Origin of the sequence: Streptomyces sp. C10-9-1 (genome assembly GCF_024497955.1) — a bacterium.
In the GTDB taxonomy this organism is placed as follows: Bacteria; Actinomycetota; Actinomycetes; order Streptomycetales; family Streptomycetaceae; genus Streptomyces; species Streptomyces sanyensis.
In genome coordinates this window covers 50,852-74,476 of record NZ_JANHKP010000021.1, presented here as the reverse complement: position 1 = coordinate 74,476, position 23,625 = coordinate 50,852, and the positions used below count along the sequence as shown (strand labels likewise).

Here is a 23,625-nt window from a genome sequence, read left to right as displayed (position 1 = left end):
CCAACGGCCCCCGGGCAGCGGGCGGACGTCCGGCCCCGGCGCAGTGCCGGTCGCCCGTGCCCGGACGTGAGGGCGGGCGCCGCCCCTGGTGGAGGGGCGGCGCCCGCCGTGCGCCGCGTACGGGCCGCAGGGGTGCGCGCGGACGCGCACCCCTGCGGCGGGGCCTCAGAGGCGTTCGGGCGTCCGGATGCCCAGCAGTGCCATGCCCTGGTGGAGGGTGCGTCCGGTCAGGTCGACCAGGAACAGCCGGTTCTCCACGACCTCGGCCGGGTTGTCCTCGCTGAGCACGTGGCACTGGTCGTAGAAGGTCGTCAGGTGCGAGGCCAGCTGGTACAGGTAGGCGGCGAGCTTGTGCGGCTCGTACCCGGCCGCGACCTCGGCCAGCACCTCGCCGAACTGGTCCAGGTGCAGCCCCAGCGCCCGCTCTGCCGGGGCGAGTTCGAGCTCGGGGTGGGCCACCGGGCTCCGCCCGCCCGCCTTGCGCTTGATCGACTGGATCCGGGCGTAGGCGTACTGGAGGTACACCGAGGTGTCGCCGTTGAGCGAGACCATCTGGTCGAGGTCGAACTTGTAGTCGCGCACGGCGGACGTCGAGAGGTCCGCGTACTTCACCGCGCCGATGCCCACGTGGCGGCCGTTCCCGGTGATCTCCTGCTCGCTCAGCCCCACCTTCCCGGCCTTCTCGCGCACCACCGCCGTGGCCCGGTCGATCGCCTCGTCGAGCAGGTCGACCAGCCGGACGGTCTCGCCCTCACGGGTCTTGAAGGGCTTGCCGTCCTTGCCGAGGACCGTGCCGAAGGCGAGCTGGTGGGCCCTGACCTTGTCGTTGAGCCAGCCGGCCCGCCTCGCGGTCTCGAAGACCATCTTGAAGTGCAGCGACTGCCGGGCGTCCACCACGTAGAGCAGGCTCGTCGCATCCAGGTTCTGCACCCGGTCGCGGATGGCCGACAGGTCGGTGGCCGCGTAGCCGTAGCCGCCGTTGGACTTCCGGACGATCAGCGGGACCGGGTTGCCGTCGGGGCCCTTGACGTCGTCGAAGAAGACGCAGAGCGCACCCTCGGAGCGCACCGCGACACCCGACTCCTCCAGGATCCGGCAGGTCTCGTCGAGCATGTCGTTGTAGCCGGACTCGCCGACGATGTCCGGGTCGCGGATCTCCATGTCGAGCTTCTCGAAGACCGAGTAGAAGTAGATCTTCGACTCGTCCACGAAGCGCTGCCACAGGGCGAGGGTCTCCTCGTCGCCCGCCTGGAGCGCCACCACCCGGTCCCGCGCCCGCGCCTTGAACTCCTCGTCGGAGTCGAAGAGCGCCCGGGACGCCTTGTAGAGCCGGTCCAGGTTGGACATCGCCTCGGCACCGGCCGCCTCGCCCGCGCCGGCGGACTCCTTGTGGTCCAGCTCGTGCGGGTGCTCGGTCAGGTACTGGATGAGCATGCCGAACTGGGTGCCCCAGTCGCCGATGTGGTGGCGCCGCACCACCTGCTCGCCGGTGAACTCCAGGATGCGCACCATGGCGTCGCCGATCACCGCGGACCGGAGATGGCCGACGTGCATCTCCTTCGCGACGTTCGGCTGGGCGTAGTCGATCACCGTCCGGCCGGGCTCGTCCGCGAGCGGCACGCCGAGCCGGTCGTCGGCGGCGCGCGCCGCCAGCGTCTCGGTGATCGCCCGGTCGGCGAGCGTGATGTTCAGGAAGCCGGGGCCGGACACCTCGATGTCCGCGAGCACGTCGTCGTCGCCCACGGCGTCCACGACCTGCGCCGCCAGCTCGCGCGGGTTGCCCTTCAGCCGCTTGGCCAGCGCCAGGATGCCGTTGGCCTGGAAGTCGGCCCGGTCGCTGCGTCGGAGCAGCGGGTCCGCGGAGGCCGCCTGCGGCAGGGCTGCCGACAGGGCGTCCGCGAGGCGCTGCTGCACGTTCGAAGCGAGAGAAGGGACCGAGGCCATGGGTGTCCGTTCCTGTTCGGTGGTCGGGTTCTCCGGGATGTTCCGGTTGTCAAGTGTCCCATGGCCCGGCAACGCCGTTTCCGGTCGGCCGCGCCGGGCCCGTCCGCTCCGTCGCAGGCGGGCGGGAGGGCGCCCGGCCCCGAGGTGCCAGGCGTGCGGCGGCGACGCGCCGTCTGGGAGAATGGGCGGCGGAAGATCTTGCCGACCCTAGGAACCAAGGACGTGCCGACCGTGGCTCAGAGCAGCACCGAGACCGACTGGGTCTCCCGTTTCGCGGACGAGGTCATCGCCGAGTCGGAGCGACGTGCGCCTGGCAAACCGGTCGTCGTCGCCTCCGGGCTGTCCCCCTCGGGGCCCATCCACCTGGGCAACCTCCGCGAGGTCATGACCCCGCACCTGGTCGCCGACGAGGTGCGGCGCCGCGGGTACGAGGTGCGCCACCTGATCTCGTGGGACGACTACGACCGCTACCGCAAGGTGCCGGGCGGCATCGAGGGGATCGACGAGTCCTGGGCCGAGTACATCGGCCGGCCGCTCACCTCGGTCCCGGCGCCGAAGGGGTCCGCGCACCCGAACTGGGCCGAGCACTTCAAGGCCGCCATGGCCGCCTCGCTGGCGGAGCTGGGCGTGGAGTACGACGCGGTCAGCCAGACCGAGCAGTACACCTCGGGCGCCTACCGGGACCAGGTCCTGCACGCGATGCGCCACCGGGGCGACATCGACGCGATCCTGGCCCAGTACCGCACCAGGAAGGCCCCCGCCAAGAAGTCGCAGAAGCCGGTCGACGAGGCCGAGCTGGAGGCCGCCGAGGGTTCGGGCGCCGCGGCCGAGGACGACGGCGCCACCTCGGCCGGGTACTTCCCGTACAAGCCCTACTGCGGCGGCTGCAACAAGGACCTGACCACGGTCACGGCCTACGACGACGACACCACCGAGCTGGCCTACACCTGCTCGGCGTGCGGGTTCTCCGAGACCGTGCGGCTGTCCGAGTTCAACCGGGGCAAGCTGGTGTGGAAGGTCGACTGGCCGATGCGCTGGGCCTACGAGGGCGTGGTCTTCGAGCCCTCCGGCGTCGACCACTCCTCGCCGGGCTCCTCCTTCCAGGTGGGCGGCCAGATCGTCGGCATCTTCGGGGGCGAGCAGCCCATCGGCCCGATGTACGCCTTCGTCGGCATCTCGGGCATGGCGAAGATGTCCTCCTCGCGCGGCGGCGTGCCCACGCCCGCGGACGCGCTCAGGATCATGGAGCCGCAGCTGCTGCGCTGGCTCTACGCGCGCCGGAAGCCGAACCAGGCGTTCAAGGTCGCCTTCGACCAGGAGATCCAGCGGCTCTACGACGAGTGGGACAAGCTGGAGGGCCGGGTGGCGGACGGCTCGGTGCTGCCCGCCGACGCCGCCGCCCACTCCCGCGCGTCCCGCACCGCCGCCGGGGAGCTGCCGCGCACGCCCCGCCCGCTGCCGTACCGGACGCTGGCCTCGGTCGCGGACATCACCGGTGGCCACGAGGCGCAGACGCTGCGGATCCTCGCCGAGCTGGACCCGCAGAACCCGGTCGCCTCGCTGGACGAGGTCCGCCCGAGGCTGGACCGCGCGGAGAACTGGATCTCCACCCATGTCCCGGCGGACGCGCGCACCATCGTGCGCACCGAGCCGGACCACGAGCTGCTCGCCTCGCTGGACGAGGAGGGCCGCCGGTCGCTGCGGATGCTGCTGGAGGGCCTCGACACCCACTGGTCGCTCGACGGCCTGACCACGCTCGTGTACGGAGTGCCCAAGGTCATGGCGGGCCTGGAGCCGGACGCCAAGCCCACGCCGGAACTCAAGGTGGCCCAGCGGGCGTTCTTCGCGCTCCTCTACCGGCTGCTGGTCGGCCGGGAGACCGGCCCGCGCCTGCCGACGCTGCTGCTGGCGGTCGGCGCGGACCGGGTGCGCACGCTGCTCGCGGCCTGAGAGCCGCCCCGGAACCGGGACGCCGTCGCACAGGGCCCCACCCCCTCCTTCTGCCGGGGGTGGGGCCCTGTGCCGTGCAGACGCGGCGGCCGCCGCGTCGTCGCGGGCGGGCCGTCAGGCGATGTGCTCGGCCTCCAGCTTCGCCTGGAGGCGCCGCCGGAACTCGGGCAGCAGCCGCTTCAGCAGCGCGGCGCTCCGCGGATGGCGCACCCCGTGGCGATCGGCGAGCAGGATGTCGAAGAGGTCCAGTTTGGGGTAGTCCTGGTGCTCGTCCACATAGGCGACGAAGACGGGGTAGGCCGCCTCGGCGAACTCCTGCTCCGCCGCGTCGTCCGCGGGGCCGGCGGCCTCGCCCTGCTCCGGGGCGGGCCCGGGTTCCGGCCGGTCGGCCGCCGCCGGGGGCCCGGGCTGCTCCGGGAGGTGCTGTCGGGCCTGAGCCGCCTGCGGCTCCGGAGCCTCGGCGACGTAACGTTCCTGCTCCTCGTGCTGCCGGGGGTGCCGCTGCTGCGCGTACACCTGCGCCGTCTCCGGGCCCCCGGTTGCCTCGCCGTAGGGGCGTGCGGCGTAGGGGTCCTGCGCGTACGGGCCCTGGGCGTTCGGGCCCTGGGCGTGGGGGGCCCGCGCGTACGGGTCCTGCGCGTACGGGTCCTGGGCCTGCGGGTCCTGGGGGCCGTTGCCCAGCGGCCGGGTCCGCCCGCCCGGTCCGGCGGGCACCGGGATCGTCCCCGTCCCCCCGGTGTGCCCGGGGTCGTACCCACCGCGGTAGGCGCCCTCGTACACCTCCGGGGACGCGTGCTGCGCCGCGAACCACGGGCTCTCGTGCGAGCCGGGTCCCGGCTCCGGCATGTCCTGCGGATCGCTCCGCGCCGCGGAACCGGACGCCGGGGCGCCGTCCCCGGCCCGCTGCGGGGCGTCCCGGCGCGTCCCGTCCGGCCCCTCGCCGGAGGGCAGTTCCCGTGCGGTGCGCTGCCCGCCGGACGCCAGCTCCCCGGCCCCGCCGCCCTCGGTCTCCGGGGCGGGCGGCAGGAGCACCGGCTCGATCCCGGCCGCCGCCAGGCCCGCGGGGGCGGTCTCGGCCAGCGGCACGCCGTACCGGGCCAGCCGCAGCGGCATCAGCGACTCCACGGGTGCCTTGCGGCGCCACGCCCGGCCGAACCGGGCCTGCAGACGGGCCTGGTAGATCAGCCGGTCCTGCTCCAGCTTGATCACCTGCTCGTAGCTGCGCAGCTCCCACAGCTTCATCCGCCGCCACAGCTTGAACGTCGGCACCGGGGACAGCAGCCAGCGGGTCAGCCGCACCCCCTCCATGTGCTTGTCGGCGGTGATGTCGGCGATCCGGCCCACCGCGTGGCGCGCGGCCTCCACCGCGACCACGAAGAGCACGGGAATCACGGCGTGCATGCCGACGCCCAGCGGGTCCGGCCAGGCCGCGGCGCCGTTGAAGGCGATCGTCGCCGCCGTCAGCAGCCACGCCGTCTGCCGCAGGAGCGGGAAGGGGATGCGCATCCAGGTCAGCAGCAGGTCCAGCGCCAGCAGCACGCAGATGCCCGCGTCGATGCCGATGGGGAAGACCAGGGAGAAGTCGCCGAAGCCCTTGCGCTCCGCCAGTTCGCGGACCGCGGCGTACGACCCGGCGAAGCCGATCGCGGCGATGACCAGCGCTCCCGCGACGACCACACCGATGAGTATTCGGTGTGTGCGTGTCAGCTGCATCGCGGCCACCGCGTTCTCCCTCCCCTGCTCCGTGTGCGGGCACAGCCTGGCACACCGGGACGGAGGACGTCCCTCCGCCCTCCGCCCCGGGGGCGGGACGGGCGCGGGGCGGGGCGCTCAGCTGCGGGCCGCGAAGTTCCTCTGGATGCGCTCGTGCAGTGCGATACCGACCGAGACCGAGACGTTCAGCGACTCCGTGGTGTCGATCATGGGGATCGACACGGACAGGGCCGACGCCTCCTTGAAGGCGTCGGAGGGGCCGCCCTTCTCGCTGCCGAACAGCAGGGCCAGGCGCTCCTCACGGGAGCCGAGGTCCTTGACGGTCAGGTCGCCGTCGGCCTCCAGGGCCATCAGCCGCATCCCGCTCTCCCGGACGAAGGCCACCGCCTCCTGCCGGTCGGCCAGGACGACGGGCAGCGAGAAGACGTAGCCGCGGCTGGCGCGCAGCAGGCGCCGGTCGGCGATGCTCGCCAGGTCGCTGTCCACCAGGACGATCCCCGCGGCGCCCAGGGCGAGGGAGGTGCGCACGATCGCGCCGATGTTGCCGACGATCTTCACGCCGTCGAGGACGACCACGTCGCCCGCGCGCTCCGCCAGGTCGCCCAGGCGCGCGGGGCGCGGGACCCGGGCGAGGCCGAAGGTCTTCGCCTTCCGCTCGCCCCTGAAGAGCTGGTTGACGACCGAGGACTCGACGAGCCGGACCGGGACGCCGCGCTGCCCGCACAGCTCCAGCAGCCCGGGGGCGACCGGCGCGGCGTCGGAGGCGTACACCTCGATGAACTCGACCCCCGCGCGCAGGCACTGCTCCAGCGGCTCGGTGTCCTCGACCAGAGCCGTCCTGATGTTCGTCCTGGACGGCTTGGTGACATCGACAATGCGCCGGATCGCCGGGTCGGAAAGGGAGGTGATGGTCTCCAGCTCGGTCATGCGCCGATCATAGTGCGGGGCCGGGGAGGGGCTGCCGGCCCGCAGCGCCGTCGGCGGCGGGGCGCACGGGGCCGGACCGGCCCCGGCGCGTGCCCGGTGGCCCGGCGGCGCGCCGCCCGCCCCGCCGCGGCTACTCCCCGGCGGCCGCCTCGGCGCTCGCCTCGGGGGACTCCTTCGCGGCGGGCTCCTCGTTCGCCGCGGCGACGGCCGCCACCGCCTCCTTCGCCGCCCGCACGGCGCCCTTGGCCATGTCGGTCACGGAGGGGTTCTTGGCTCCCGCGTAGCCCGTGCCGTTGTAGGTGAGCGTGACCACGCCGTTCTCGGTGCGGGTCACGACCGTGGCGTACACGAAGTCCTCGTCGGTCTTGTTCAGCGTGTAGGTGATCGTGGTCGCCTCGTCGCCCACACCGGCCGCGGCCGCGGCCTTCACGCTCTTGGCGCCCTCGGTCGCCTTCGCCTTGGCGACCTCCTTGGCGTAGCTGTCCTCGGCGCGCTGCTCCCCGCTGACCGCCAGCGTGGCGTCCGAGTCGTAGCGCAGCAGGGACACGTCGAGCCAGCGGTACTGCGAACCGTCGACGCCCTTGTCCTCAAGGCCGTTCCAGGAGCAGCTGCCGCGGCTCGCGGTGTCCGTGGACTTGCCGGCCGTGCCGTTCTTCGACTTCACCTCGGGGACGAGGTCCCCGATCGTCTTGGCCGCCACCGCGTCGCACGGGTCCGGCAGCGCGGCGAACCGGGCCGGGGCCACCGTGGGCGTCTTCTTCGCCTCGGGGGACCCCGAGGAACTGCTGCCCGCCTTGTCCGGCGCCCCGCCGGAGTCGCCGGAGCCGTCCGAGGAGCAGCCGGCGACGACGAGCATCACCGGGACGGCTGCGCAGGCGAGTATGCGGGTGAGTCGCGAGGCTGAACGGTGCATGGTTCCTTCACTCGGTCGTTCGGTCGGCCAGGCCACGGTACGCCGAGACCCGCCGGACGGGGGCCCGGCGGACGGAACCCGCCTCCCCGGCCCGGGCGGCCTAGTCGTCGAACTGCTCCGCCAGGCGGCGGGCCATCGCCTGCGTCTTTTCCTGCAGTTCCTTGCTGTCGGGCACTGCCGCTGGCGCCGCCGGGCGCTGCGCGTAGACCAGGGTCACGATCACGTTGGATGTGCGGAAGACCACGCTCACGGTCCGCCGCTGGGCCGCCGAACCGGCCGGGTCGAGCACGTCGTCGAGGAAGGCGGCGTCGCCGAGGCCCGCCAGCACCCGGGGCTGGAGCGCCGCTGCGGAGCCGCTGGGCGAGGGCTCCCCCGCCGGGCCGCCCGGCTGCCCGGAGGGGGCGGTGCCGGTGCCGGAGCCGGCGGGCGGGCTGCCGCCGGCGGGGCCGGTGACCGCCGCCGGGCCCGCCTGGGTGCCGAGCGCCGGGCCGGAGCCGGAGGGCGCGGGGGTGGCGGACGGTCCGGCGTCGCCCGGGGACTCGTCCGTCCGCCCTCCGGGGGCGGCCGTGAGCGGCACCGAGGCCGCGGCCTGACGGCGGGCGAACACCTCCTGGGCGCGGGCCTCGTCGCTGACCCCCGGGTCGTAGGAGACCACCCGCTCGAAGTCGACGCGCAGCTGGTGCGTACCGCCCGGGGAGTTCCCCTTCCAGCTGCACGCGGCGCGGCGGTCGGTGTCGTAGGTGACCTGGGCCGTCCCCTGGAGCGCCTGGCGCTGCTGCTCCTTGGGGAGGGTCACCACCCCGGGCAGCATGTCCCTCAGGACGCCGCGGTCGACGGCACCGCAGGGTTCGAGCAGGGTCCGGTAGCGGCCCGGCTGGGCGGCGGGCAGCGCACCGCCGGCCGCCTTGGCGTCGGTGGCCGAGCCGTCCGGCCCCCCGTCCGACGTGCAGCCCGCGGTGCCGGCCGCGACGGCCGCGACGAGCAGCGCCGCCACGCCGGGGAGGTACACCTTCCGAAGCACCTGCCGCACTCCTTCCCTGGGGTTCGCCGCCCCGCGCCGGGGCGAAAACCTGTTGCCGCCCCCGGTGGGGCGACGGACACAATGTCTATCGCACGCGCCGCCCAGGATGCCGGTCCGCCAGGTCTTTCGCGGACAATTGCCGGGTATGTGCGCTTTCTGAACTTTCGGGGGAATCGAGGAACGATGTCGTACGTGGAGATGCCGGGCGCCCGCGTCCCCATCCGGATGTGGGCGGACCCGGCCTCGGTGGAGGACGTGGCACTCCGCCAGCTGCACAACGTCGCCACCCTGCCGTGGGTCAAGGGCCTGGCCGTGATGCCGGACGTGCACTTCGGCAAGGGGGCCACGGTGGGCTCGGTGATCGCCATGCACGGGGCGGTCTGCCCGGCCGCGGTCGGCGTGGACATCGGTTGCGGCATGTCGGCGGTGCGGACCTCCCTGACGGCGAACGACCTGCCGGGTGACCTCTCCCGGCTGCGCTCGAAGATCGAGCAGGCGATCCCCGTGGGCCGCGGCATGCACGACGAGGCGGTCGACCCGGGCCGTGTGTTCGGCCTCCCGACCTCCTGGGGGGACTTCTGGGACCGCTTCGACACGGTCGCCGACGCGGTGAAGTTCCGCCGCGACCGGGCCGCCCGCCAGATGGGCTCGCTCGGCTCGGGCAACCACTTCGTCGAGTTCTGCCTGGACGAGGCCGGGGCGGTCTGGCTGATGCTGCACTCGGGCTCCCGCAACATCGGCAAGGAGCTGGCGGAGTACCACATCGGCCAGGCGCAGAAGCTGCCGCACAACCAGGGGCTGGTCGACCGCGACCTCGCCGTGTTCACCGCCGACACGCCCCAGATGGCCGCCTACCGCAACGACCTCTTCTGGGCGCAGGAGTACGCCCGCCACAACCGGGCGATCATGATGGGGCTGTACAAGGAGGTCGTCCGCCGGGAGTTCCGGAAGGCGAAGGTGACCTTCGAGCAGGAGATCAGCTGCCATCACAACTACGTGGCCGAGGAGCGCTACGAGGGCATGGACCTGCTGGTGACCCGCAAGGGCGCCATCCGCGCGGGCTCCGGCGAGTACGGCATCATCCCCGGCTCCATGGGGACCGGCTCCTACATCGTGCGCGGGCTCGGGAACGAGGCCTCGTTCAACTCCGCCTCGCACGGGGCGGGCCGCCGGATGAGCCGCAACGCGGCCAAGCGGCGCTACAGCGCGCGGGACCTGGAGGAGCAGACCCGCGGGGTGGAGTGCCGCAAGGACTCGGGTGTGGTGGACGAGATCCCGGCCGCGTACAAGCCGATCGAGCAGGTCATCGAGCGGCAGCGGGACCTCGTCGAGGTGGTCGCCAAGCTGAAGCAGGTCGTCTGCGTCAAGGGCTGAGGCGCGCGGCGCCCGAGGACCCGGGCGCCGCGCCCAGGTCCTTGTGGAAGAAGGTCGTCGGCAGCAGCACGCCGGAGGGGTCGGCCGCATAGCCGGGGACGGTGCCCAGCGGCGTCCAGCCCGTGGAGCGGTAGAGGCGCTCGGCCGCGCTGCCCGTCTGCGTGTCGAGCAGCAGCAGGCGGCGCCCCGACGCCCGGGCGTGCTCCTCGGCCGCGCCGAGCAGGCGGCGGGCGAGGCCCCGGCCCCGCGCGTCCCGGTGGACGATCAGCTTGGCGATCTCCCCCCGGTGGGAGCCGTTGGCGGCGGTCTCGCAGCGCAGCTGCACGGTGCCGACGATCCGCTCCCCGTCGCGGGCGCACCACAGGACGAGGGCGCCCGAGGCGAGGTCCGGCCCGAGGCCGGACCACCAGGCGGCGGCCCCCACCGCGTCCAGCGGGGCGAGGAAGCCGACCGAGGCGCCGTCCTCGACGGCGTCCGCGAGGACCGCTCCGAGGCCGGGCGCCGCCCCGGGCAGCTCCGCGGCGGTCAGCCGGTCGACGCGGACCGCGCCGTCCGCGGGGGTCAGCGCGACTCCCGGTGGACCTTGGTGTTGGAGGCCTGGGCGCGCGGGCGGACCACCAGCAGGTCGATGTTGACGTGGGGCGGCCGGGTGACGGCCCAGCGGATCGTGTCGGCGACGTCCTCGGCCGTGAGCGGCGCCGCCACCCCCGCGTAGACGGCGGCCGCCTTCTCGGCGTCACCGCGGAAACGGGTCGTCGCGAACTCCTCGGTCCGCACCATCCCGGGGGCGATCTCGACGACCCGCACCGGTGTGCCGACGATCTCCAGCCGCAGGGTCTCGGCGAGGACGTGGGCGCCGTGCTTGGCCGCCACGTAGCCGCCCCCGCCCTCGTAGGTGGCGAGCCCCGCAGTGGAGGACAGGACGACCACCGTGCCGTCGCCGCTCGCGGTGAGCGCGGGCAGCAGCGCCTGGGTGATGTGGAGCGTGCCGATCACGTTGACCTCGTACATCCGGCGCCAGTCCTCGGGGTCGGCCGAGGCCACGGGATCGGCCCCCAGTGCGCCGCCGGCGTTGTTGACGAGCACGTCGCAGCGGTCGAGCGAGGCGGCGAAGGCGTCCACCGCGGCCCGGTCGGTGACGTCCAGGGCCCGGGCGGTGGCCTGGTGCCCGGCCCCGGCGAGTTCGGCGGCGAGTGCCTCGATGCGGTCCTTCCGGCGGGCGGTGAGGACGACGTGGTGGCCCGCGGCGGCGAGCGCCCGGGCGGTGGCGGCCCCGATGCCGCTGCTCGCGCCGGTGACGACGGCGACGGGGGATCCGGCGGTGGTCATGTGGCTCCTCGCGCGTGTGATCGAACAGCCGCCAGGATAGGTCGGCCGTGTGTACGGGATGTTTCGGTGCGACCGTCGGCCCGCTGCCCGGGGTGCGGCGGCGGCCGGTTCCCGGTGCGGGACGCGCCGAGAGGACGCGGGCAATCCTGGCTATAGGCGGATGATCGGTATCTTTCGCCCATGACGCTGATGTATGCGACGAGGACGGTCCGCCGGGGACTCGCGGCAGCGGTCGCGGCGGTGGCGCTGGCGGCGGGCTCCGCCTCGGGGGCGGCAGCTCCGGCGGGGCCCTTCGACGACACGGCCGGGGCGCTGCCCGACACGGCCGGACCGTGGCTGCGGCCCGCGGCCGACCGGGAACCCGGGGCGACCCCAGGACCGGCCGACCCGGAGCCCGGTGCCCCGGCGGAGGACGCGGTCGCCCCGGAGGCCGACATCGCCCACCACGGCCGCATCACCCTGGACGACGGCCGGCTCGACCTCGTCGTGGTGAGCCGCAACCACGGCCCGTCCTCGCTCCGCGGAGTCACCCTGCGCGTGGAGCTCTCGACGGCGCCGACCGGGGAGCTGCGGATGCCCGAGCAGTGCCTGCGCGAGGCGGAGCGCGTCGTGCTGTGCGCCGTCGGCCCGCTGCGCGCGGACGGCACCGGGCGCACCACGGTGCTCTCGGCCACCGCCCCCGGTGCCTCCTCCGAGATGACGGTGCGGGTCTCCACGGCGTGGAGCGGCGGCGCGACGGACCGCAACCCCGGCAACGACGAGCACCGGGTGCTCGTCCTCGCCACGGGTGACCCGTACGTCTTCTGACGGACCGGCCGCACCCCGTCCGCGGGGCCGGGCACCCTCACACGGCCTGCGGCGTGTCCCGGCCCGGGCCCCCGGCCGTGCGCAGCGCCGAGGCGACGATGGCCTCCAGCCGGGCGTGGTGCGCCCCGCGCCAGTAGACGCGCCCGCAGGAGGTGCACTCGGCGAAGACGTCGTAGCTGCGCTGGGTGCCCCGCTCCAGCCGCTCCCGCACGGTGTCCTTGTCCGCCTCCGCCAGCGGCCCGTTGCACGCCGTGCAGCGGGTCCAGGGGGCGAGCACGGGGGCGAAGCGCTCCAGCACGTCGGTCAGCTGGTCGTCCGGCCGGTCGCTGTACACGTAGGCGCCCGCCCAGAGCTCACGGCGGCGCAGCAGCCCCCGGTCGCGGGAGAGCAGCACCCGCCGCTCCGCGGCGGACAGCGCCGCCAGGGCCGGGTCGCCGATGTCCTCGTTCTCGTACGCGGCGTCCACGCCCAGCAGCCGCAGGCGCCGGGCCAGCGTCCCGAGGTGCACGTCCAGCAGGAAGCGCAGCGGCGCACCCGGCACCCGCTGGGGCCGCTCCACCCCCCGCACCTCGATGTACTCCCCGGAGCGGGGGACGTGGGAGGCGTCCACCGGGAGCCCGTCGGCCAGCAGCACGCCCGCCTCGGTGAGCGGGACACCCAGCGACTCCACGACGTGGCCGAGGGACGAGGAGCCGTCCGTGGTCACGGCCGCCCGGCCCCGCCGCCGGTCCGATGAGACGAAGAGCCGCAGCTCGGGGGCGACGCTGAGGGTGATCTCCGGTCCGTTCACGGCGCCAGGATGCCACCGTCCGGCACACCGCTGCCAGCGCTTTCCCGGGCGGGGCCCGCCGTGGGCCCCACCCGGGAAGGGGCGCGGGAGGAGCGGGCCGGGGGCCTGACGCGCCCGCCGTACGGGGGACGTCCTTCGTACATCTGACGGACGGTCCCCGTTAAGCTCCCGGGTCACGACCGGTTACCTGGTCGGTGATCGAGGGAGAGTGGACGTGACCCGAGCGCGCATCGGCGTGGCCGTACTGACGATGGGCACCCGCCCGGCCGAGCTGCGTGCGCTGCTCGACTCGGTGGACGCCCAGGACCACCCGGCCACCCGGATCGTGGTGGTCTCCAACGGCGCGCCGCTGCCCGAGCTCCCCGAGCACGTCACCGGCGTCGAACTGCCCGAGAACCTCGGGGTGTCGGGCGGGCGCAACGTCGCCATGGAGCGGCTGCGCGCCTTCGGCGACGTGGACGTGCTGGTCGACCTCGACGACGACGGGCTGCTCGTCGGCACCGACGTCTTCGGCCGGCTGGCCGCCCTGTACGGCGAGGACCCCGGCCTGGGCATCGTCAGCTTCCGCATCGCCGACGAGACGGGCTTCACCCAGCGGCGCCACGTGCCCCGCATCGGCAACACCGACCCCCTGCGCGGCGGCCCGGTGACGACCTTCCTCGGCGGCGGCCACGCCCTGTCGATGCGGATGCTGGAGCGGATCGGCGGCTGGCCGGACGACTTCTTCTTCACCCACGAGGAGACCGACCTCGCCTGGCGGGCACTCGACGACGGCTGGCGCATCCTCTACGCCCCCGAACTGGTGCTCCAGCATCCCCGCACCGAGCCCACCCGGCACGGCGTCTACTACCGGATGACCGCACGCAACCGGGTCTGGCTGGCCAAGCGGAACCTGCCCGCGCTGCTGGTCCCGCTCTACCTCGGGTCCTGGACGGCGCTCACCCTGGCCCGCACCCGCTCGGCGCCCGGCCTGCGCGCCTGGTTCGCGGGCTTCGCGGAGGGGGTGCGCACGCCCTGCGGCACGCGCCGCCCGATGCGCTGGAGCACCGTCTGGCTGATGGCCCGCCTGGGGCGGCCGCCGGTCGTCTGACGGGCCCGGCGGCGCCGGGCCTCAGCGGCGCGCCACGTCCCGCCGCACGGCCAGCGCCCACAGGACGAGGGCGTACGCCGCCATCAGCACCACCGACCACACCGGCTGGTAGGGGAGGTAGGCGAACTGGGCGACCAGGCCCAGCGAGGCGAACAGCAGGCCGGGCAGCCGTGCCCAGGCCGCGTCCCCGAGGACGCCCCACCCCGTCAGGGCGATCAGCGCCCCGAGGGCGATGTGCACCCAGCCCCAGCCGGCCGGCGAGAAGCCGTAGAGGTAGCCGTCGTCGACGCGGGTGTACACCTCGCCGCCGAGCGCCGCGACCCCCTGGAGCACGGCGAGCACGCCGGTGCCCAGCATGAGCACGCCCGCGAAGAGCAGTCCGCCCACCATCCGGGCGTGGCTCTCCGGTGCGCCGTGCGCGTCCGGTGAAGTGTGCCGTCCCATGCCCGCCGTCCCTTCGGGGCGCCTTCCGCCGCCCCCCAGGATTCGGGACCCGGCACGGCGGCCGCGAGCGGGGACGTCCGACCGGGTGATCCCGCCGGCCGGGGGCGCCGCCCGGCCGGCGGGGGAGGGGGCGCCGGCGCCGTCCGGAGCCGGCTTCCCGTCCGTGGCCGACGGAACGAACGAGGGCCCGGCCCGAGGCCGGTCGCCCCCGGGTCAGGGCCAGACGAGGCAGTACGGCTGGTGCCCTGCCTCGTGCAGACGATGGCTGAAATCCTGCCATTCGTGGAGCAGTTGGTAGACGTCGAAGGCGTCCCTCGGGCCGCCCCGGTCCGGGACGGTCGACCAGATGAACGCCGCCGCGCCCACGGACTCCTCGCCGATGTCCCGCAGCGGGTCCACCGCCGTCATCGGCAGCTTCACGACCGCGTAGTCGGGGTGCAGCACCACCAGCTCCAGAGGGGGGACCCGGTGCAGCGGCATCCCCTGGATACCGGTGAGGACCATCGCGGCTATGGTCTCGGGCTTGATCTTGGTGAACATCCCGCCCATGCCGAGCTCGTCGCCGCCGAGCTCCTCCGGGCGCATCGAGATGGGCACGCGCGCGGCCGTGGCCCCGTCGGGCGCACCGAAGTACTTGTACGTCACCCCCAACCGGCCGCTCCTGCCTCCCACGGGCTCTTCCGCTTCACCTCGGCGGTGCTTACCACGCCGGGCGGGCTCGGGACCCAGGTCGTCGGTCCCCTCGCCCAGTCCGCCACCGCGATGCATATCTCCACCCGACCACTCGCAGCCCCCGCCGCGCAACCAGATCATCGTGACAGTGACCTCCCCCACGAACGTGCGGTGAAACACCTGTCCGCAAGATCGCCGAAGGCTCTGAGACCATGGTTTCCGTGAGCTTTCCCTATGACGCCCCAGTTTCGCAGACGCTTTTCGACCGCGCGGCCATCGTGACGCCCGGCGGCGTGAACTCTCCCGTCCGCGCCTTCCGCGCCGTGGGCGGTACCCCCCGGTTCATGGTCTCCGGCAGCGGCCCGTACCTGACCGACGCCGACGGCCGCGAGTACGTCGACCTGGTGTGCTCCTGGGGGCCGATGATCCTCGGGCACGCACACCCCGAGGTGGTCGAGGCGGTGCAGGCGGCAGTGGCCCGCGGCACCTCCTTCGGCACGCCGGGCGAGGGCGAGGTGGCCCTCGCCGAGGAGATCGTGGCCCGGGTGGCCCCGGTGGAGCAGGTGCGCCTGGTCTCCAGCGGCACCGAGGCGACCATGTCCGCGATCCGCCTCGCCCGCGGCTTCACCGGCCGCGCCAAGGTGGTGAAGTTCGCCGGCTGCTACCACGGGCACGTCGACGCCCTGCTCGCCGCCGCCGGATCCGGTCTGGCGACCTTCGCGCTGCCCGACACGCCCGGTGTCACCGGAGCGCAGGCGGGCGACACGATCGTGCTCCCCTACAACGACCTCGACGCCGTGCGGGCCGCGTTCGCCGCGCACCCCGGGGAGATCGCCTGCGTGATCACCGAGGCGTCCCCCGGCAACATGGGCGTCGTGCCGCCGCTGCCCGGCTTCAACCAGGGGCTGAAGGACCTCTGCGCCGCCGACGGCGCCCTGTTCGTCTCGGACGAGGTGATGACCGGCTTCCGCACCTCGCGGGCGGGCTGGTTCGGCGTCGACGGGGTGGTCCCGGACCTGATGACCTTCGGCAAGGTGATGGGCGGCGGCTTCCCCGCCGCGGCCTTCGGCGGGCGGGCCGACGTGATGGCCCACCTGGCCCCGGCCGGGCCCGTCTACCAGGCCGGCACGCTCTCCGGGAACCCGGTGGCCACCGCCGCGGGCCTGGCGCAGCTGCGGCTGCTGGACGACGCCGCCTACGCGGCCGTCGACGCGGTGTCCCGGGAGATCCGGGAGCTGGTGGCGGGCGCCCTCGCCAAGGAGGGCGTCGCCCACCGGGTCCAGACGGCGAGCAACATGTTCTCGGTCTTCTTCACCACCGGCGAGGTGCGGAACTACGAGGACGCCCGGAAGCAGGAGGCGTTCCGCTTCAACGCCTTCTTCCACTCGATGCTCGCCGACGGCGTCTACCTGCCGCCCTCGGCCTTCGAGTCCTGGTTCGTCTCCACCGCGCACGACGAGCGGGCCGTGGAGCGGATCGCCGCGGCCCTGCCCGCCGCCGCCCGCGCCGCCGCGGAGGCCACCGCATGAGCGCGAAGGAGATCACCGTCGTCCACCTGATGCGCCACGGCGAGGTGCACAACCCCGACGGCGTGCTCTACGGCCGCCGCCCCGGGTACCACCTCTCCGAACTCGGCCGGCGGATGGCCGACCGGGTCGCCGGGCACCTCGCGGACCGGGACGTCACCCATGTCGTCTCCTCGCCGCTGGAGCGGGCCCGGGAGACGGCGCAGCCCATCGCCGAGGCCCACGGGCTGGCGCTGGGGACCGACGGCCGCCTGATCGAGGCGGGGAACGTCTTCGAGGGCAAGACCTTCGGCGTCGGCGACGGGGCACTGCGCAGGCCGGGGAACTGGAAGCACCTGACCAACCCGTTCCGCCCGTCCTGGGGTGAGCCCTACGTCGACCAGGTGGTGCGCATGATGGGCGCGCTGGACGCGGCCCGCGACGCGGCCCGCGGGCACGAGGCGGTGTGCGTGAGCCACCAGCTCCCGATCTGGGTGGTGCGCAGCTTCGTGGAGAAGCGCAGGCTGTGGCACGACCCGCGGCGCCGCCAGTGCACGCTCGCCTCGCTGACCACCTTCACCTACGAGGGCGACCGGATCGTCTCGGTCGGCTACACCGAGCCCGCCCGGGACCTGGTGCCCCCGCACCTGCTCGCCGGGGCGAAGCCGGTGAAGGGCAAGGCGAAGGCCTTCGGCGCCTGACGCGGGCCGCCCCGCCCTCCCCGGACGCTCCGGGCTTCCCGGGGAGCGCCCCGCGCCCCGGGGCACTCCCGGCGTGCGCCCCCGGCTTCCCGGCGGTCGGAAGATCGCCGGGAAAAACGGTCACTCTGGCAGGAACCTTACTGTTCCGGCGCGCATCTTCCCCTGTGCTGGTTCGGATCTGCCCCTCCTGGACCGGGAGGGGTGCGGTGAGGGGGCGTCATGCGGGACATCACTCGAAGGGGACTGCTCGGAGCGGGGATCGGAGCCGCAGCCGCCGCCGCGCTGGCCGGCTGCGGTGCCGGCGGGGCGGCGGGCGGCAGCGGCGGGAAGGGCGGACGGGGACCGGAAGGCGGCGGGGCCTCGCCCTCGAAGCCCGCGGCCCGGCTCATCGGCGACGGCTCCACGGCCGACACGGGCAGGCAGCCGCACCAGCCCGGGCGCCCGGTGCCCCTCGAACCGGGGCAGACGCCCCCGCAGTTCGTGGTCTTCTCCTGGGACGGGGCGGGCGAGGTCGGGAACGGGCTGTTCCCGCGCTTTCTCGAACTCGCCCGGAACCACGGTGCGGCCATGACGTTCTTCCTCTCGGGTATATACCTGCTGCCCGAATCCAGGAAATCGCTCTACCGGCCGCCGAACAACAGTGTCGGCGCCTCCGACATCGGTTATCTGACCGACGAGCACATCAGGGACACCCTGGCGAACATACGGCAGGCGTGGCTGGACGGGCACGAAATAGGCACCCACTTCAACGGGCATTTCTGCGCCGGATCCGGTTCGGTGGGCAACTGGTCGTCCGCCGACTGGCGGAGCGAGATCGACCAGGCTGTGAAGTTCGTCACCGAATGGCGGACCAACTCCGGCTGGAAGGACCTCGAACCGCTGCCCTTCGACTACCGCAGGGAACTCGTCGGCGGGCGCACCCCCTGCCTGCTCGGCCAGGACGAGCTGCTGCCCACGGCGCGGCGGCTCGGCTGGCGCTACGACGCCTCCTCGCCCGGCGGCCGCCAGGTCTGGCCGGACAAGCGCCAGGGGCTGTGGGACCTGCCGCTCCAGCAGGTGCCGTTCCCCGGCCACTCCTTCGAGGTCCTGTCGATGGACTACAACATGCTCGCCAACCAGTCGAAGAACTCCACCCAGGGAGTTCCCGCCAAGTACCCGGGCTGGCGCGAGCAGGCCACCGGCGCCTATCTCGCGGGGTTCCGCCGGGCCTACGAGTCGAATCGCGCCCCGCTGTTCATCGGAAACCACTTCGAGCAGTGGAACGGCGGCATATACATGGACGCAGTCGAGGAATCGCTGACGCGGATGGCCGGGGAGAAGGACGTCCGGCTCGTTTCCTTCCGCCAGTTCTGCGACTGGCTCGACGTCCAGGACCCCGGGGTCCTGGCGAAACTCCGTTCCCTCGACGTCGGCCAGGCGCCCGCCGGGGGATGGGGCACTTTCCTTAAGGCGTCCTGACAACGGGCCTAACGGGCACGCAGGGGGGCGCGGAAGATCGCCGCCGGGCCCATGCGAAACTTTTCACATGAGCTTCAGCCGAGCATCTCGCGCCGCCCTGTCGACCGCCCTGGTCGTCGCAGGTGCGCTCACCCTGTCCTCCTGCGCGGACGGCGGGCGCTCCGGGGGCGGCGGCGACACCAACTTCGTCGCGGGCACCGGAGCCGTCTCCACGGTCCCCAAGGGCGAGCGCCGGCTGCCGAACGAGCTGAAGGGCGAGACCCTGGAGGGCGAGCAGCTCGACGTCGCCGATCTCAAGGGCAAGGTCGTCGTGCTCAACGTGTGGGGCTCCTGGTGCCCGCCGTGCCGCTCGGAGGCCCCCTACTTCGCCAAGGTCGCCAAGGAGACCGAGGAGCAGGGCGTCGCGTTCGTCGGGATCAACACCCGCGACGGCAGCAAGGGTCCGGCCATCCGGTTCGAGGAGGACTACGGCGTCGGGTACCCGAGCATCTACGACCCGCACGGGAAGCTCATCGTCAACGGGTTCCCCAAGGGCAGCCTCAACCCGCAGGCCATCCCCTCCACCATCGTGCTCGACCGCGAGGGGAAGATCGCCGCCCGCGCCCTGCGGGCACTCGACGACGAGGACCTGCGCAGGATGATCGACCCGCTGATCGCGGAGAAGTGATCCCGTGGAAGCCCTCGCCGCAGCCTCCGCGGCCGTCACCGCCGTGCCCGGGACCAACGAGACGGTCCTGGGCGGCGCGCTCCTGCTGGCCCTGCCCATCGCCGTCGCCGCGGGGCTCGTCTCCTTCTTCTCCCCGTGCGTGCTCCCCCTCGTCCCCGGCTACCTGTCGTATGTGACCGGGGTCACCGGCACCGACCTGGCCGAGGCGCGCCGCGGCCGGATGGCCGTCGGGGCGACGCTGTTCGTCCTGGGCTTCACCGCCGTGTTCGTCTCCGGCGGTGCGCTCTTCGGCTACTTCGGCGCCACCCTCCAGGAGCACCGGGAGATCCTCTCCAGGGTCCTCGGCGGCCTGATGATCCTGCTCGGCGTGTTCTTCATGGGGCTGATGCCCTGGATGACCGGACGCGAGTTCCGCATCCACCGGCGGCCGGTCTCCGGACTCGCGGGCGCTCCGCTGCTGGGCGCCCTCTTCGGCATCGGCTGGACGCCCTGCATCGGGCCCACCCTCTCGTCCGTCACCTTCCTCTCGGCGAACGAGGCCAGCGCGGGCCGCGGCGCGCTGCTGACGGTCGCCTACTGCCTCGGACTGGGCCTGCCCTTCGTGATCGCCGCGATCGCCTTCCGCCGGGCGCTCGGTGCCTTCGACTGGGTGAAGCGGCACTACGCCTGGGTCATGCGGATCGGCGGCATCATGATGATCGGTACCGGCCTGCTGCTCCTCACCGGCGTGTGGGACGGCATGGTCCAGTCGATGCAGAGCTGGTCCAACGGTTTCACGGTGGGGATCTGAGCAGATGGGCAGCACCTCCATGAACGGCAGCGGCAAGGGCACCGGCGAGGGCGGGGACGGCTCCGGCGGTCCCGTCGAGGACACCGGCGCACCCGCGGGCGCGGTCCGCACGGCCGAGGAACGCGACCTCGGGGAGGCGGGCGCACGGCTGTCCACCGCCCCCGTCGAGGGCGCCGCCGAGACCGCCGCGGGAGCCCCGGGCCTCGGCCCGGTGGGCTGGGCGCGCTGGTTCTGGCGCCAGCTCACCTCCATGCGGGTCGCCCTGATCCTGCTGTTCCTGCTCTCCCTCGGCGCCATCCCCGGCTCCCTGATCCCGCAGAACAGCATCGACGAGACCAAGGTGGCCGCCTTCCGGGAGCGGCACGAGACACTGGCGCCGCTCTACGACAGCCTCCAGTTCTTCGACGTCTACAGCTCGGTCTGGTTCTCGGCGATCTACCTGCTGCTGTTCGTCTCGCTCATCGGCTGCATCGTGCCCCGGTCCTGGCAGTTCGTCGGCCAGCTGCGCAGCCGCCCGCCGGGCGCCCCGCGCCGGCTGGACCGGCTGCCCGCCTACACCACCTGGCGCACCGAGGCGGAGCCGGAGCAGGTGCGCGAGGCGGCCCTGGCGATGCTGGCCGGCCGCCGCTTCCGCGCCCACCGGGCCGGCGACGCGGTCGCCGCGGAGAAGGGCTACCTGCGCGAGGCGGGCAACCTCGTCTTCCACGTCTCCCTCATCGTGATGCTGGTGGCCTTCGCCTGGGGCCAGCTGTTCAAGTCGGAGGGCGGGAAGCTGGTCGTCGAGGGCGGCGGCTTCTCCAACACGCTCACCCAGTACGACGACTTCCGCTCCGGGTCCCTCTTCGCGACGGACGACCTGACCCCCTTCAGCTTCGTACTGGACAGCTTCACCGGCACCTACGCGAAGAGCGGTCCCGAGCGCGGCACCCCGCGCACCTACGAGGCGGCCGTGACCTGGTCCACCCCCGAGGGGACCGAGCGCAAGCAGGTCATCGAGGTGAACCGGCCGCTGGAGGTGGACGGCACCAAGGTCTACCTCAACGGCCACGGCTACGCGCCCGTGGTCACGGTCCGCGACGCCCGGGGCGAGGTCGTCTTCCAGGACCCGGTGCCGCTGCTGCCCATCGACAGCAACGTCACCTCCACCGGAGCCATCAAGGTCATGGACGGCTACCGGGGCCCGGACGGCGAGAAGGACCAGCTCGGCTTCCAGGCGTTCTTCGTCCCGACCTTCGCCGGAGCGGGCGAGGGCGACATGTTCTCCCAGTTCCCCGGACTGGAGTTCCCGGTGCTCGCCCTCACCGGCTACCACGGCAGCCTGGGCGTGGACTCCGGCCTGCCGCAGAACGTGTACCAGCTGGACACCAGCAAGATGGAGCAGTTCAAGGCCGCGAACGGCGAGGTCCTCAAGCAGCGGCTGCTGCCCGGCGAGACCATGCAGCTGCCCGACGGCGCCGGCTCCATCACCTTCGAGAAGGACGTCAGGGAGTGGGCGACCTTCCAGATCACCCGCCAGCCGGCCACCGGCTGGGCCCTCAGCGGCGCGATCGCGGCGATCGGCGGCCTCGCGGCCTCCCTGTTCGTCCAGCGCCGCCGCGTCTGGGTGCGCGCCGTGCGCGGTGAGGACGGGGTGACCGTCGTGGAGATGGCGGGCCTGGGCCGCAGCGAGTCGGCGAAGCTCCCGGAGGAGCTCGGCGACCTGGCCCTCGCCCTCAACGCACAGGCGCCGACGGCGCCCGAACCAGTGGATGCAACCGCCGAAGGGGCGACCACGTGAACCTCGCCGCAACCAACGAGAGCCTGGCGGAGATCAGCAACTACCTGATCTACTCGTCGATGGCCGTCTACACCCTGGCCTTCTTCGCGCACATGGCGGAATGGCTCTTCGGCAGCCGGAGCAAGGTGGCCCGCACCGCCGCCGCGCTGACCGCGGGCGACGGAGGCCAGGGGGGCCGGGAGGCCGCCGCACCGGCCGTCACCGTCGGTACCGCCGGGGGGACCGCCGTCCTGGACAGGCCGAAGGTGGTCACCCGGGCCACCGGCGGCGCCCGGGACGTCCCCGACGGCCCCGGCGCCCACGGCGGAACCGCGAAGGGCGACCTCTACGGCCGGATCGCGGTCTCCCTCACCGTCCTCGCCTTCCTGCTGGAGGCCGCCGGGGTCGCCTCCCGGGCCCTGTCGGTGCAGCGTGCGCCGTGGGGCAACATGTACGAGTTCTCGACGACCTTCTCGACCGTCGTCGTCGGCGTCTACCTGGTGCTTCTGTTCGCGGGGAAGAACGTCCGCTGGGCCGGGCTGCCGCTGGTCACCACGGTGCTGCTGGACCTCGGGCTCGCCGTCACCGTCCTCTACACCGAGAGCGACCAGCTGGTCCCGGCGCTGGACTCCTACTGGCTGTGGATCCACGTCTCCACCGCGATCTTCTGCGGCGCGGTCTTCTACCTGGGCGCGGTCGGCAGCATCCTCTACCTCTTCCGCGACTCCTACGAGGCCAAGCTCGCAGGCGGCGGCACCCCGGGCCGCTTCGCGACCTCGGTCCTGGAGCGCCTGCCCTCGGCCGCCACCCTGGACAAGTTCGCCTACCGGGTCAACGCGGCCGTCTTCCCGCTGTGGACCTTCACGATCATCGCGGGGGCCATCTGGGCGGGCGACGCCTGGGGCCGTTACTGGGGCTGGGACGCCAAGGAGGTCTGGTCCTTCATCACCTGGGTCGCCTACGCCGCCTACCTGCACGCCCGTGCGACCGCGGGCTGGAAGGGCCGCAAGGCCGCCTACATCGCGCTGATCGCCTTCCTGACGTTCCTGTGGAACTACTACGGCGTCAACATGTTCGTGAACAGCCTCCACTCCTACGCGGGGGTCTGACCCCGCGCACGGGCCCGGGGCTGCCCCCGGCGGCCCCCGCCCGTACCGCGTGCGGGGGCGCCCCGGGCGTGGCGCCTTCGCCGCGGGGCGGCCGCCGGGAGACGCTGGGGCGATGAGCGAGACGATCACCCCGGGCACCACCGAGGACCAGAGCGACGGAACCCGCCTGGTGCGCTTCGTGCTCGACCTGCCCCACCCGGTGATCAGCGTGTGGGCCGCCGTCGCCACTCCCGAGGGACTGCCGACCTGGCTCTGCGCCGCCGAACTCCTCGAACCGAGGATCGGCGGCGCCGTGGTCCTGCGGCAGCTCACCGCCGACGCCGAGGGCCGCCGCACCGCGGCCGAGGGCCGCGTCACCGCCTGGGACATGGAGCGGGTCGCCGAGTACACCGTGGGCGTCCACGGCCGCATCCGCTTCCATCTCGAACCCCACGGCGACGGCACCGACCGCACGGTCCTGCGCTTCACCAACCAACTCCGCTGCGACGACGAGGCGCTGCTCGACCGCCTGGCATGCTGGCACGACCACGTCGAGCGCCTGGCCGCAGCGCTCGACGGCCACCCCACGACCGACTGGTCCACCTGGACCGCCGACCACCGGCGCCGGCTGCGGCAGGACTACGCCCGCCGCTGAGCGCCCCGCCCGGCGCCGACGGGCCCGGGCG

The 23,625-nt window shown here is 73.4% G+C and carries 22 protein-coding genes; 12 read left to right on the top strand and 10 right to left on the bottom strand.

Annotated elements, in window-relative coordinates; all coding sequences use genetic code 11:
• Positions 1 to 165 precede the first annotated feature (165 nt).
• Entirely contained in the window at positions 166 to 1,944 is a 1,779-nt protein-coding gene (argS, locus tag NPS70_RS25845) for an arginine--tRNA ligase (protein ID WP_256526831.1), read from the bottom strand.
• A gap of 222 nt (positions 1,945 to 2,166) precedes the next feature.
• On the opposite strand from argS, the gene lysS reads away from it, so the two are divergent.
• On the top strand, positions 2,167 to 3,894 hold the full coding sequence (lysS, locus tag NPS70_RS25840) for a lysine--tRNA ligase (RefSeq protein WP_256526830.1): 1,728 nt from the start codon (positions 2,167 to 2,169) through the stop codon (positions 3,892 to 3,894).
• A gap of 114 nt (positions 3,895 to 4,008) precedes the next feature.
• Here lysS and NPS70_RS25835 read toward each other — a convergent pair whose 3' ends face one another.
• The 4 genes from NPS70_RS25835 to NPS70_RS25820 form a co-directional block, all read right to left on the bottom strand.
• Positions 4,009 to 5,616, bottom strand: coding sequence for a DUF2637 domain-containing protein (locus NPS70_RS25835; protein WP_256526829.1), 1,608 nt, complete (start codon positions 5,614 to 5,616; stop codon positions 4,009 to 4,011).
• Between the two features lie 108 nt (positions 5,617 to 5,724).
• On the bottom strand, positions 5,725 to 6,534 hold the full coding sequence (gene nshR / locus NPS70_RS25830) for an NshR/TsnR family 23S rRNA methyltransferase (protein WP_256526828.1): 810 nt from the start codon (positions 6,532 to 6,534) through the stop codon (positions 5,725 to 5,727).
• A gap of 130 nt (positions 6,535 to 6,664) precedes the next feature.
• On the bottom strand, positions 6,665 to 7,447 hold the full coding sequence (locus tag NPS70_RS25825) for a DUF3558 domain-containing protein (RefSeq protein WP_256526827.1): 783 nt from the start codon (positions 7,445 to 7,447) through the stop codon (positions 6,665 to 6,667).
• Between the two features lie 100 nt (positions 7,448 to 7,547).
• The gene (locus tag NPS70_RS25820) at positions 7,548 to 8,468 is read right to left on the bottom strand and encodes a DUF3558 domain-containing protein (protein ID WP_256526826.1); all 921 of its coding nucleotides are present in this window, start codon (positions 8,466 to 8,468) and stop codon (positions 7,548 to 7,550) included.
• 183 nt (positions 8,469 to 8,651) lie between these two features.
• Between NPS70_RS25820 and NPS70_RS25815 the strand changes: the two genes are divergently transcribed.
• Complete coding sequence (locus tag NPS70_RS25815) at positions 8,652 to 9,842, top strand: RtcB family protein (RefSeq protein WP_256526825.1); 1,191 nt, start codon at positions 8,652 to 8,654, stop codon at positions 9,840 to 9,842.
• Here NPS70_RS25815 and NPS70_RS25810 read toward each other — a convergent pair.
• Both NPS70_RS25810 and NPS70_RS25805 read right to left on the bottom strand, forming a co-directional pair.
• On the bottom strand, positions 9,832 to 10,266 hold the full coding sequence (locus NPS70_RS25810; protein ID WP_308315048.1) for a GNAT family N-acetyltransferase: 435 nt from the start codon (positions 10,264 to 10,266) through the stop codon (positions 9,832 to 9,834). The two genes, NPS70_RS25815 and NPS70_RS25810, sit on opposite strands and share 11 nt — an antisense overlap.
• Positions 10,267 to 10,403: 137 nt before the next feature.
• The gene (locus NPS70_RS25805; protein ID WP_256526824.1) at positions 10,404 to 11,171 is read right to left on the bottom strand and encodes an SDR family oxidoreductase; all 768 of its coding nucleotides are present in this window, start codon (positions 11,169 to 11,171) and stop codon (positions 10,404 to 10,406) included.
• A 180-nt stretch (positions 11,172 to 11,351) separates the two neighbouring features.
• Here NPS70_RS25805 and NPS70_RS25800 point away from each other — a divergent pair, with 180 nt between their 5' ends.
• On the top strand, positions 11,352 to 11,978 hold the full coding sequence (locus tag NPS70_RS25800) for a hypothetical protein (RefSeq protein ID WP_256526823.1): 627 nt from the start codon (positions 11,352 to 11,354) through the stop codon (positions 11,976 to 11,978).
• 37 nt (positions 11,979 to 12,015) lie between these two features.
• On the opposite strand, the gene NPS70_RS25795 is transcribed toward NPS70_RS25800, so the two are convergent.
• The gene (locus NPS70_RS25795; protein ID WP_256526822.1) at positions 12,016 to 12,768 is read right to left on the bottom strand and encodes a Mut7-C ubiquitin/RNAse domain-containing protein; all 753 of its coding nucleotides are present in this window, start codon (positions 12,766 to 12,768) and stop codon (positions 12,016 to 12,018) included.
• A 250-nt stretch (positions 12,769 to 13,018) separates the two neighbouring features.
• Between NPS70_RS25795 and NPS70_RS25790 the strand changes: the two genes are divergently transcribed.
• A complete protein-coding gene (locus tag NPS70_RS25790; protein ID WP_305886372.1) occupies positions 13,019 to 13,858 on the top strand; it encodes a glycosyltransferase family 2 protein in 840 nt (279 codons plus the stop codon).
• 21 nt (positions 13,859 to 13,879) lie between these two features.
• Here the strand turns inward: NPS70_RS25790 and NPS70_RS25785 are convergent, their stop codons facing one another.
• Together NPS70_RS25785 and NPS70_RS25780 are read right to left on the bottom strand one after the other, a co-directional pair.
• Positions 13,880 to 14,302, bottom strand: coding sequence for a hypothetical protein (locus tag NPS70_RS25785; protein ID WP_256526820.1), 423 nt, complete (start codon positions 14,300 to 14,302; stop codon positions 13,880 to 13,882).
• Between the two features lie 213 nt (positions 14,303 to 14,515).
• A complete protein-coding gene (locus NPS70_RS25780) occupies positions 14,516 to 15,070 on the bottom strand; it encodes a hypothetical protein (protein WP_256526819.1) in 555 nt (184 codons plus the stop codon).
• 116 nt (positions 15,071 to 15,186) lie between these two features.
• On the opposite strand from NPS70_RS25780, the gene hemL reads away from it, so the two are divergent.
• The 8 genes from hemL (at position 15,187) to NPS70_RS25740 (ending at position 23,594) form a co-directional block, all read left to right on the top strand.
• The gene (gene hemL / locus NPS70_RS25775; protein WP_256526818.1) at positions 15,187 to 16,503 is read left to right on the top strand and encodes a glutamate-1-semialdehyde 2,1-aminomutase; all 1,317 of its coding nucleotides are present in this window, start codon (positions 15,187 to 15,189) and stop codon (positions 16,501 to 16,503) included.
• Positions 16,500 to 17,180, top strand: a complete 681-nt coding sequence (locus tag NPS70_RS25770) for a histidine phosphatase family protein (protein ID WP_256526817.1) — start codon at positions 16,500 to 16,502, stop codon at positions 17,178 to 17,180. Before hemL ends, NPS70_RS25770 begins: the two co-directional genes overlap by 4 nt.
• A 219-nt stretch (positions 17,181 to 17,399) precedes the next feature.
• Positions 17,400 to 18,638, top strand: coding sequence for a hypothetical protein (locus tag NPS70_RS25765; protein ID WP_256526816.1), 1,239 nt, complete (start codon positions 17,400 to 17,402; stop codon positions 18,636 to 18,638).
• Positions 18,639 to 18,705: 67 nt separating this feature from the next.
• Entirely contained in the window at positions 18,706 to 19,305 is a 600-nt protein-coding gene (locus tag NPS70_RS25760) for a TlpA disulfide reductase family protein (protein WP_256526815.1), read from the top strand.
• A 4-nt stretch (positions 19,306 to 19,309) separates the two neighbouring features.
• Positions 19,310 to 20,095, top strand: a complete 786-nt coding sequence (locus NPS70_RS25755; RefSeq protein ID WP_374212057.1) for a cytochrome c biogenesis CcdA family protein — start codon at positions 19,310 to 19,312, stop codon at positions 20,093 to 20,095.
• A 4-nt stretch (positions 20,096 to 20,099) separates the two neighbouring features.
• The gene (locus NPS70_RS25750) at positions 20,100 to 21,872 is read left to right on the top strand and encodes a cytochrome c biogenesis protein ResB (protein WP_256526814.1); all 1,773 of its coding nucleotides are present in this window, start codon (positions 20,100 to 20,102) and stop codon (positions 21,870 to 21,872) included.
• Positions 21,869 to 22,960, top strand: a complete 1,092-nt coding sequence (ccsB, locus tag NPS70_RS25745) for a c-type cytochrome biogenesis protein CcsB (protein WP_256526813.1) — start codon at positions 21,869 to 21,871, stop codon at positions 22,958 to 22,960. The genes NPS70_RS25750 and ccsB overlap by 4 nt, the downstream gene beginning before the upstream one ends.
• 112 nt (positions 22,961 to 23,072) lie before the next feature.
• Positions 23,073 to 23,594 carry an SRPBCC domain-containing protein gene (locus tag NPS70_RS25740; RefSeq protein ID WP_256526812.1) on the top strand — a complete coding sequence of 174 codons (522 nt, stop codon included), beginning with the start codon at positions 23,073 to 23,075 and terminating at the stop codon, positions 23,592 to 23,594.
• Positions 23,595 to 23,625 lie beyond the last annotated feature (31 nt).

What these genes read in the sequence shown, in the direction of transcription:
- argS (WP_256526831.1), bottom strand. Translation starts at nt 1,944, where the DNA reads ATGGCCTCGGTCCCTTCTCTCGCTTCGAACGTGCAGCAGCGCCTCGCG.
- nshR (WP_256526828.1), bottom strand. Translation starts at nt 6,534, where the DNA reads ATGACCGAGCTGGAGACCATCACCTCCCTTTCCGACCCGGCGATCCGG.
- NPS70_RS25825 (WP_256526827.1), bottom strand. Translation starts at nt 7,447, where the DNA reads ATGCACCGTTCAGCCTCGCGACTCACCCGCATACTCGCCTGCGCAGCC.
- NPS70_RS25815 (WP_256526825.1), top strand. Translation starts at nt 8,652, where the DNA reads ATGTCGTACGTGGAGATGCCGGGCGCCCGCGTCCCCATCCGGATGTGG.
- NPS70_RS25805 (WP_256526824.1), bottom strand. Translation starts at nt 11,171, where the DNA reads ATGACCACCGCCGGATCCCCCGTCGCCGTCGTCACCGGCGCGAGCAGC.
- NPS70_RS25800 (WP_256526823.1), top strand. Translation starts at nt 11,352, where the DNA reads ATGACGCTGATGTATGCGACGAGGACGGTCCGCCGGGGACTCGCGGCA.
- NPS70_RS25790 (WP_305886372.1), top strand. Translation starts at nt 13,019, where the DNA reads ATGGGCACCCGCCCGGCCGAGCTGCGTGCGCTGCTCGACTCGGTGGAC.
- NPS70_RS25785 (WP_256526820.1), bottom strand. Translation starts at nt 14,302, where the DNA reads ATGGGACGGCACACTTCACCGGACGCGCACGGCGCACCGGAGAGCCAC.
- NPS70_RS25780 (WP_256526819.1), bottom strand. Translation starts at nt 15,070, where the DNA reads ATGCATCGCGGTGGCGGACTGGGCGAGGGGACCGACGACCTGGGTCCC.
- hemL (WP_256526818.1), top strand. Translation starts at nt 15,187, where the DNA reads ATGGTTTCCGTGAGCTTTCCCTATGACGCCCCAGTTTCGCAGACGCTT.
- NPS70_RS25770 (WP_256526817.1), top strand. Translation starts at nt 16,500, where the DNA reads ATGAGCGCGAAGGAGATCACCGTCGTCCACCTGATGCGCCACGGCGAG.
- NPS70_RS25765 (WP_256526816.1), top strand. Translation starts at nt 17,400, where the DNA reads ATGCGGGACATCACTCGAAGGGGACTGCTCGGAGCGGGGATCGGAGCC.
- NPS70_RS25760 (WP_256526815.1), top strand. Translation starts at nt 18,706, where the DNA reads ATGAGCTTCAGCCGAGCATCTCGCGCCGCCCTGTCGACCGCCCTGGTC.
- NPS70_RS25750 (WP_256526814.1), top strand. Translation starts at nt 20,100, where the DNA reads ATGGGCAGCACCTCCATGAACGGCAGCGGCAAGGGCACCGGCGAGGGC.
- NPS70_RS25740 (WP_256526812.1), top strand. Translation starts at nt 23,073, where the DNA reads ATGAGCGAGACGATCACCCCGGGCACCACCGAGGACCAGAGCGACGGA.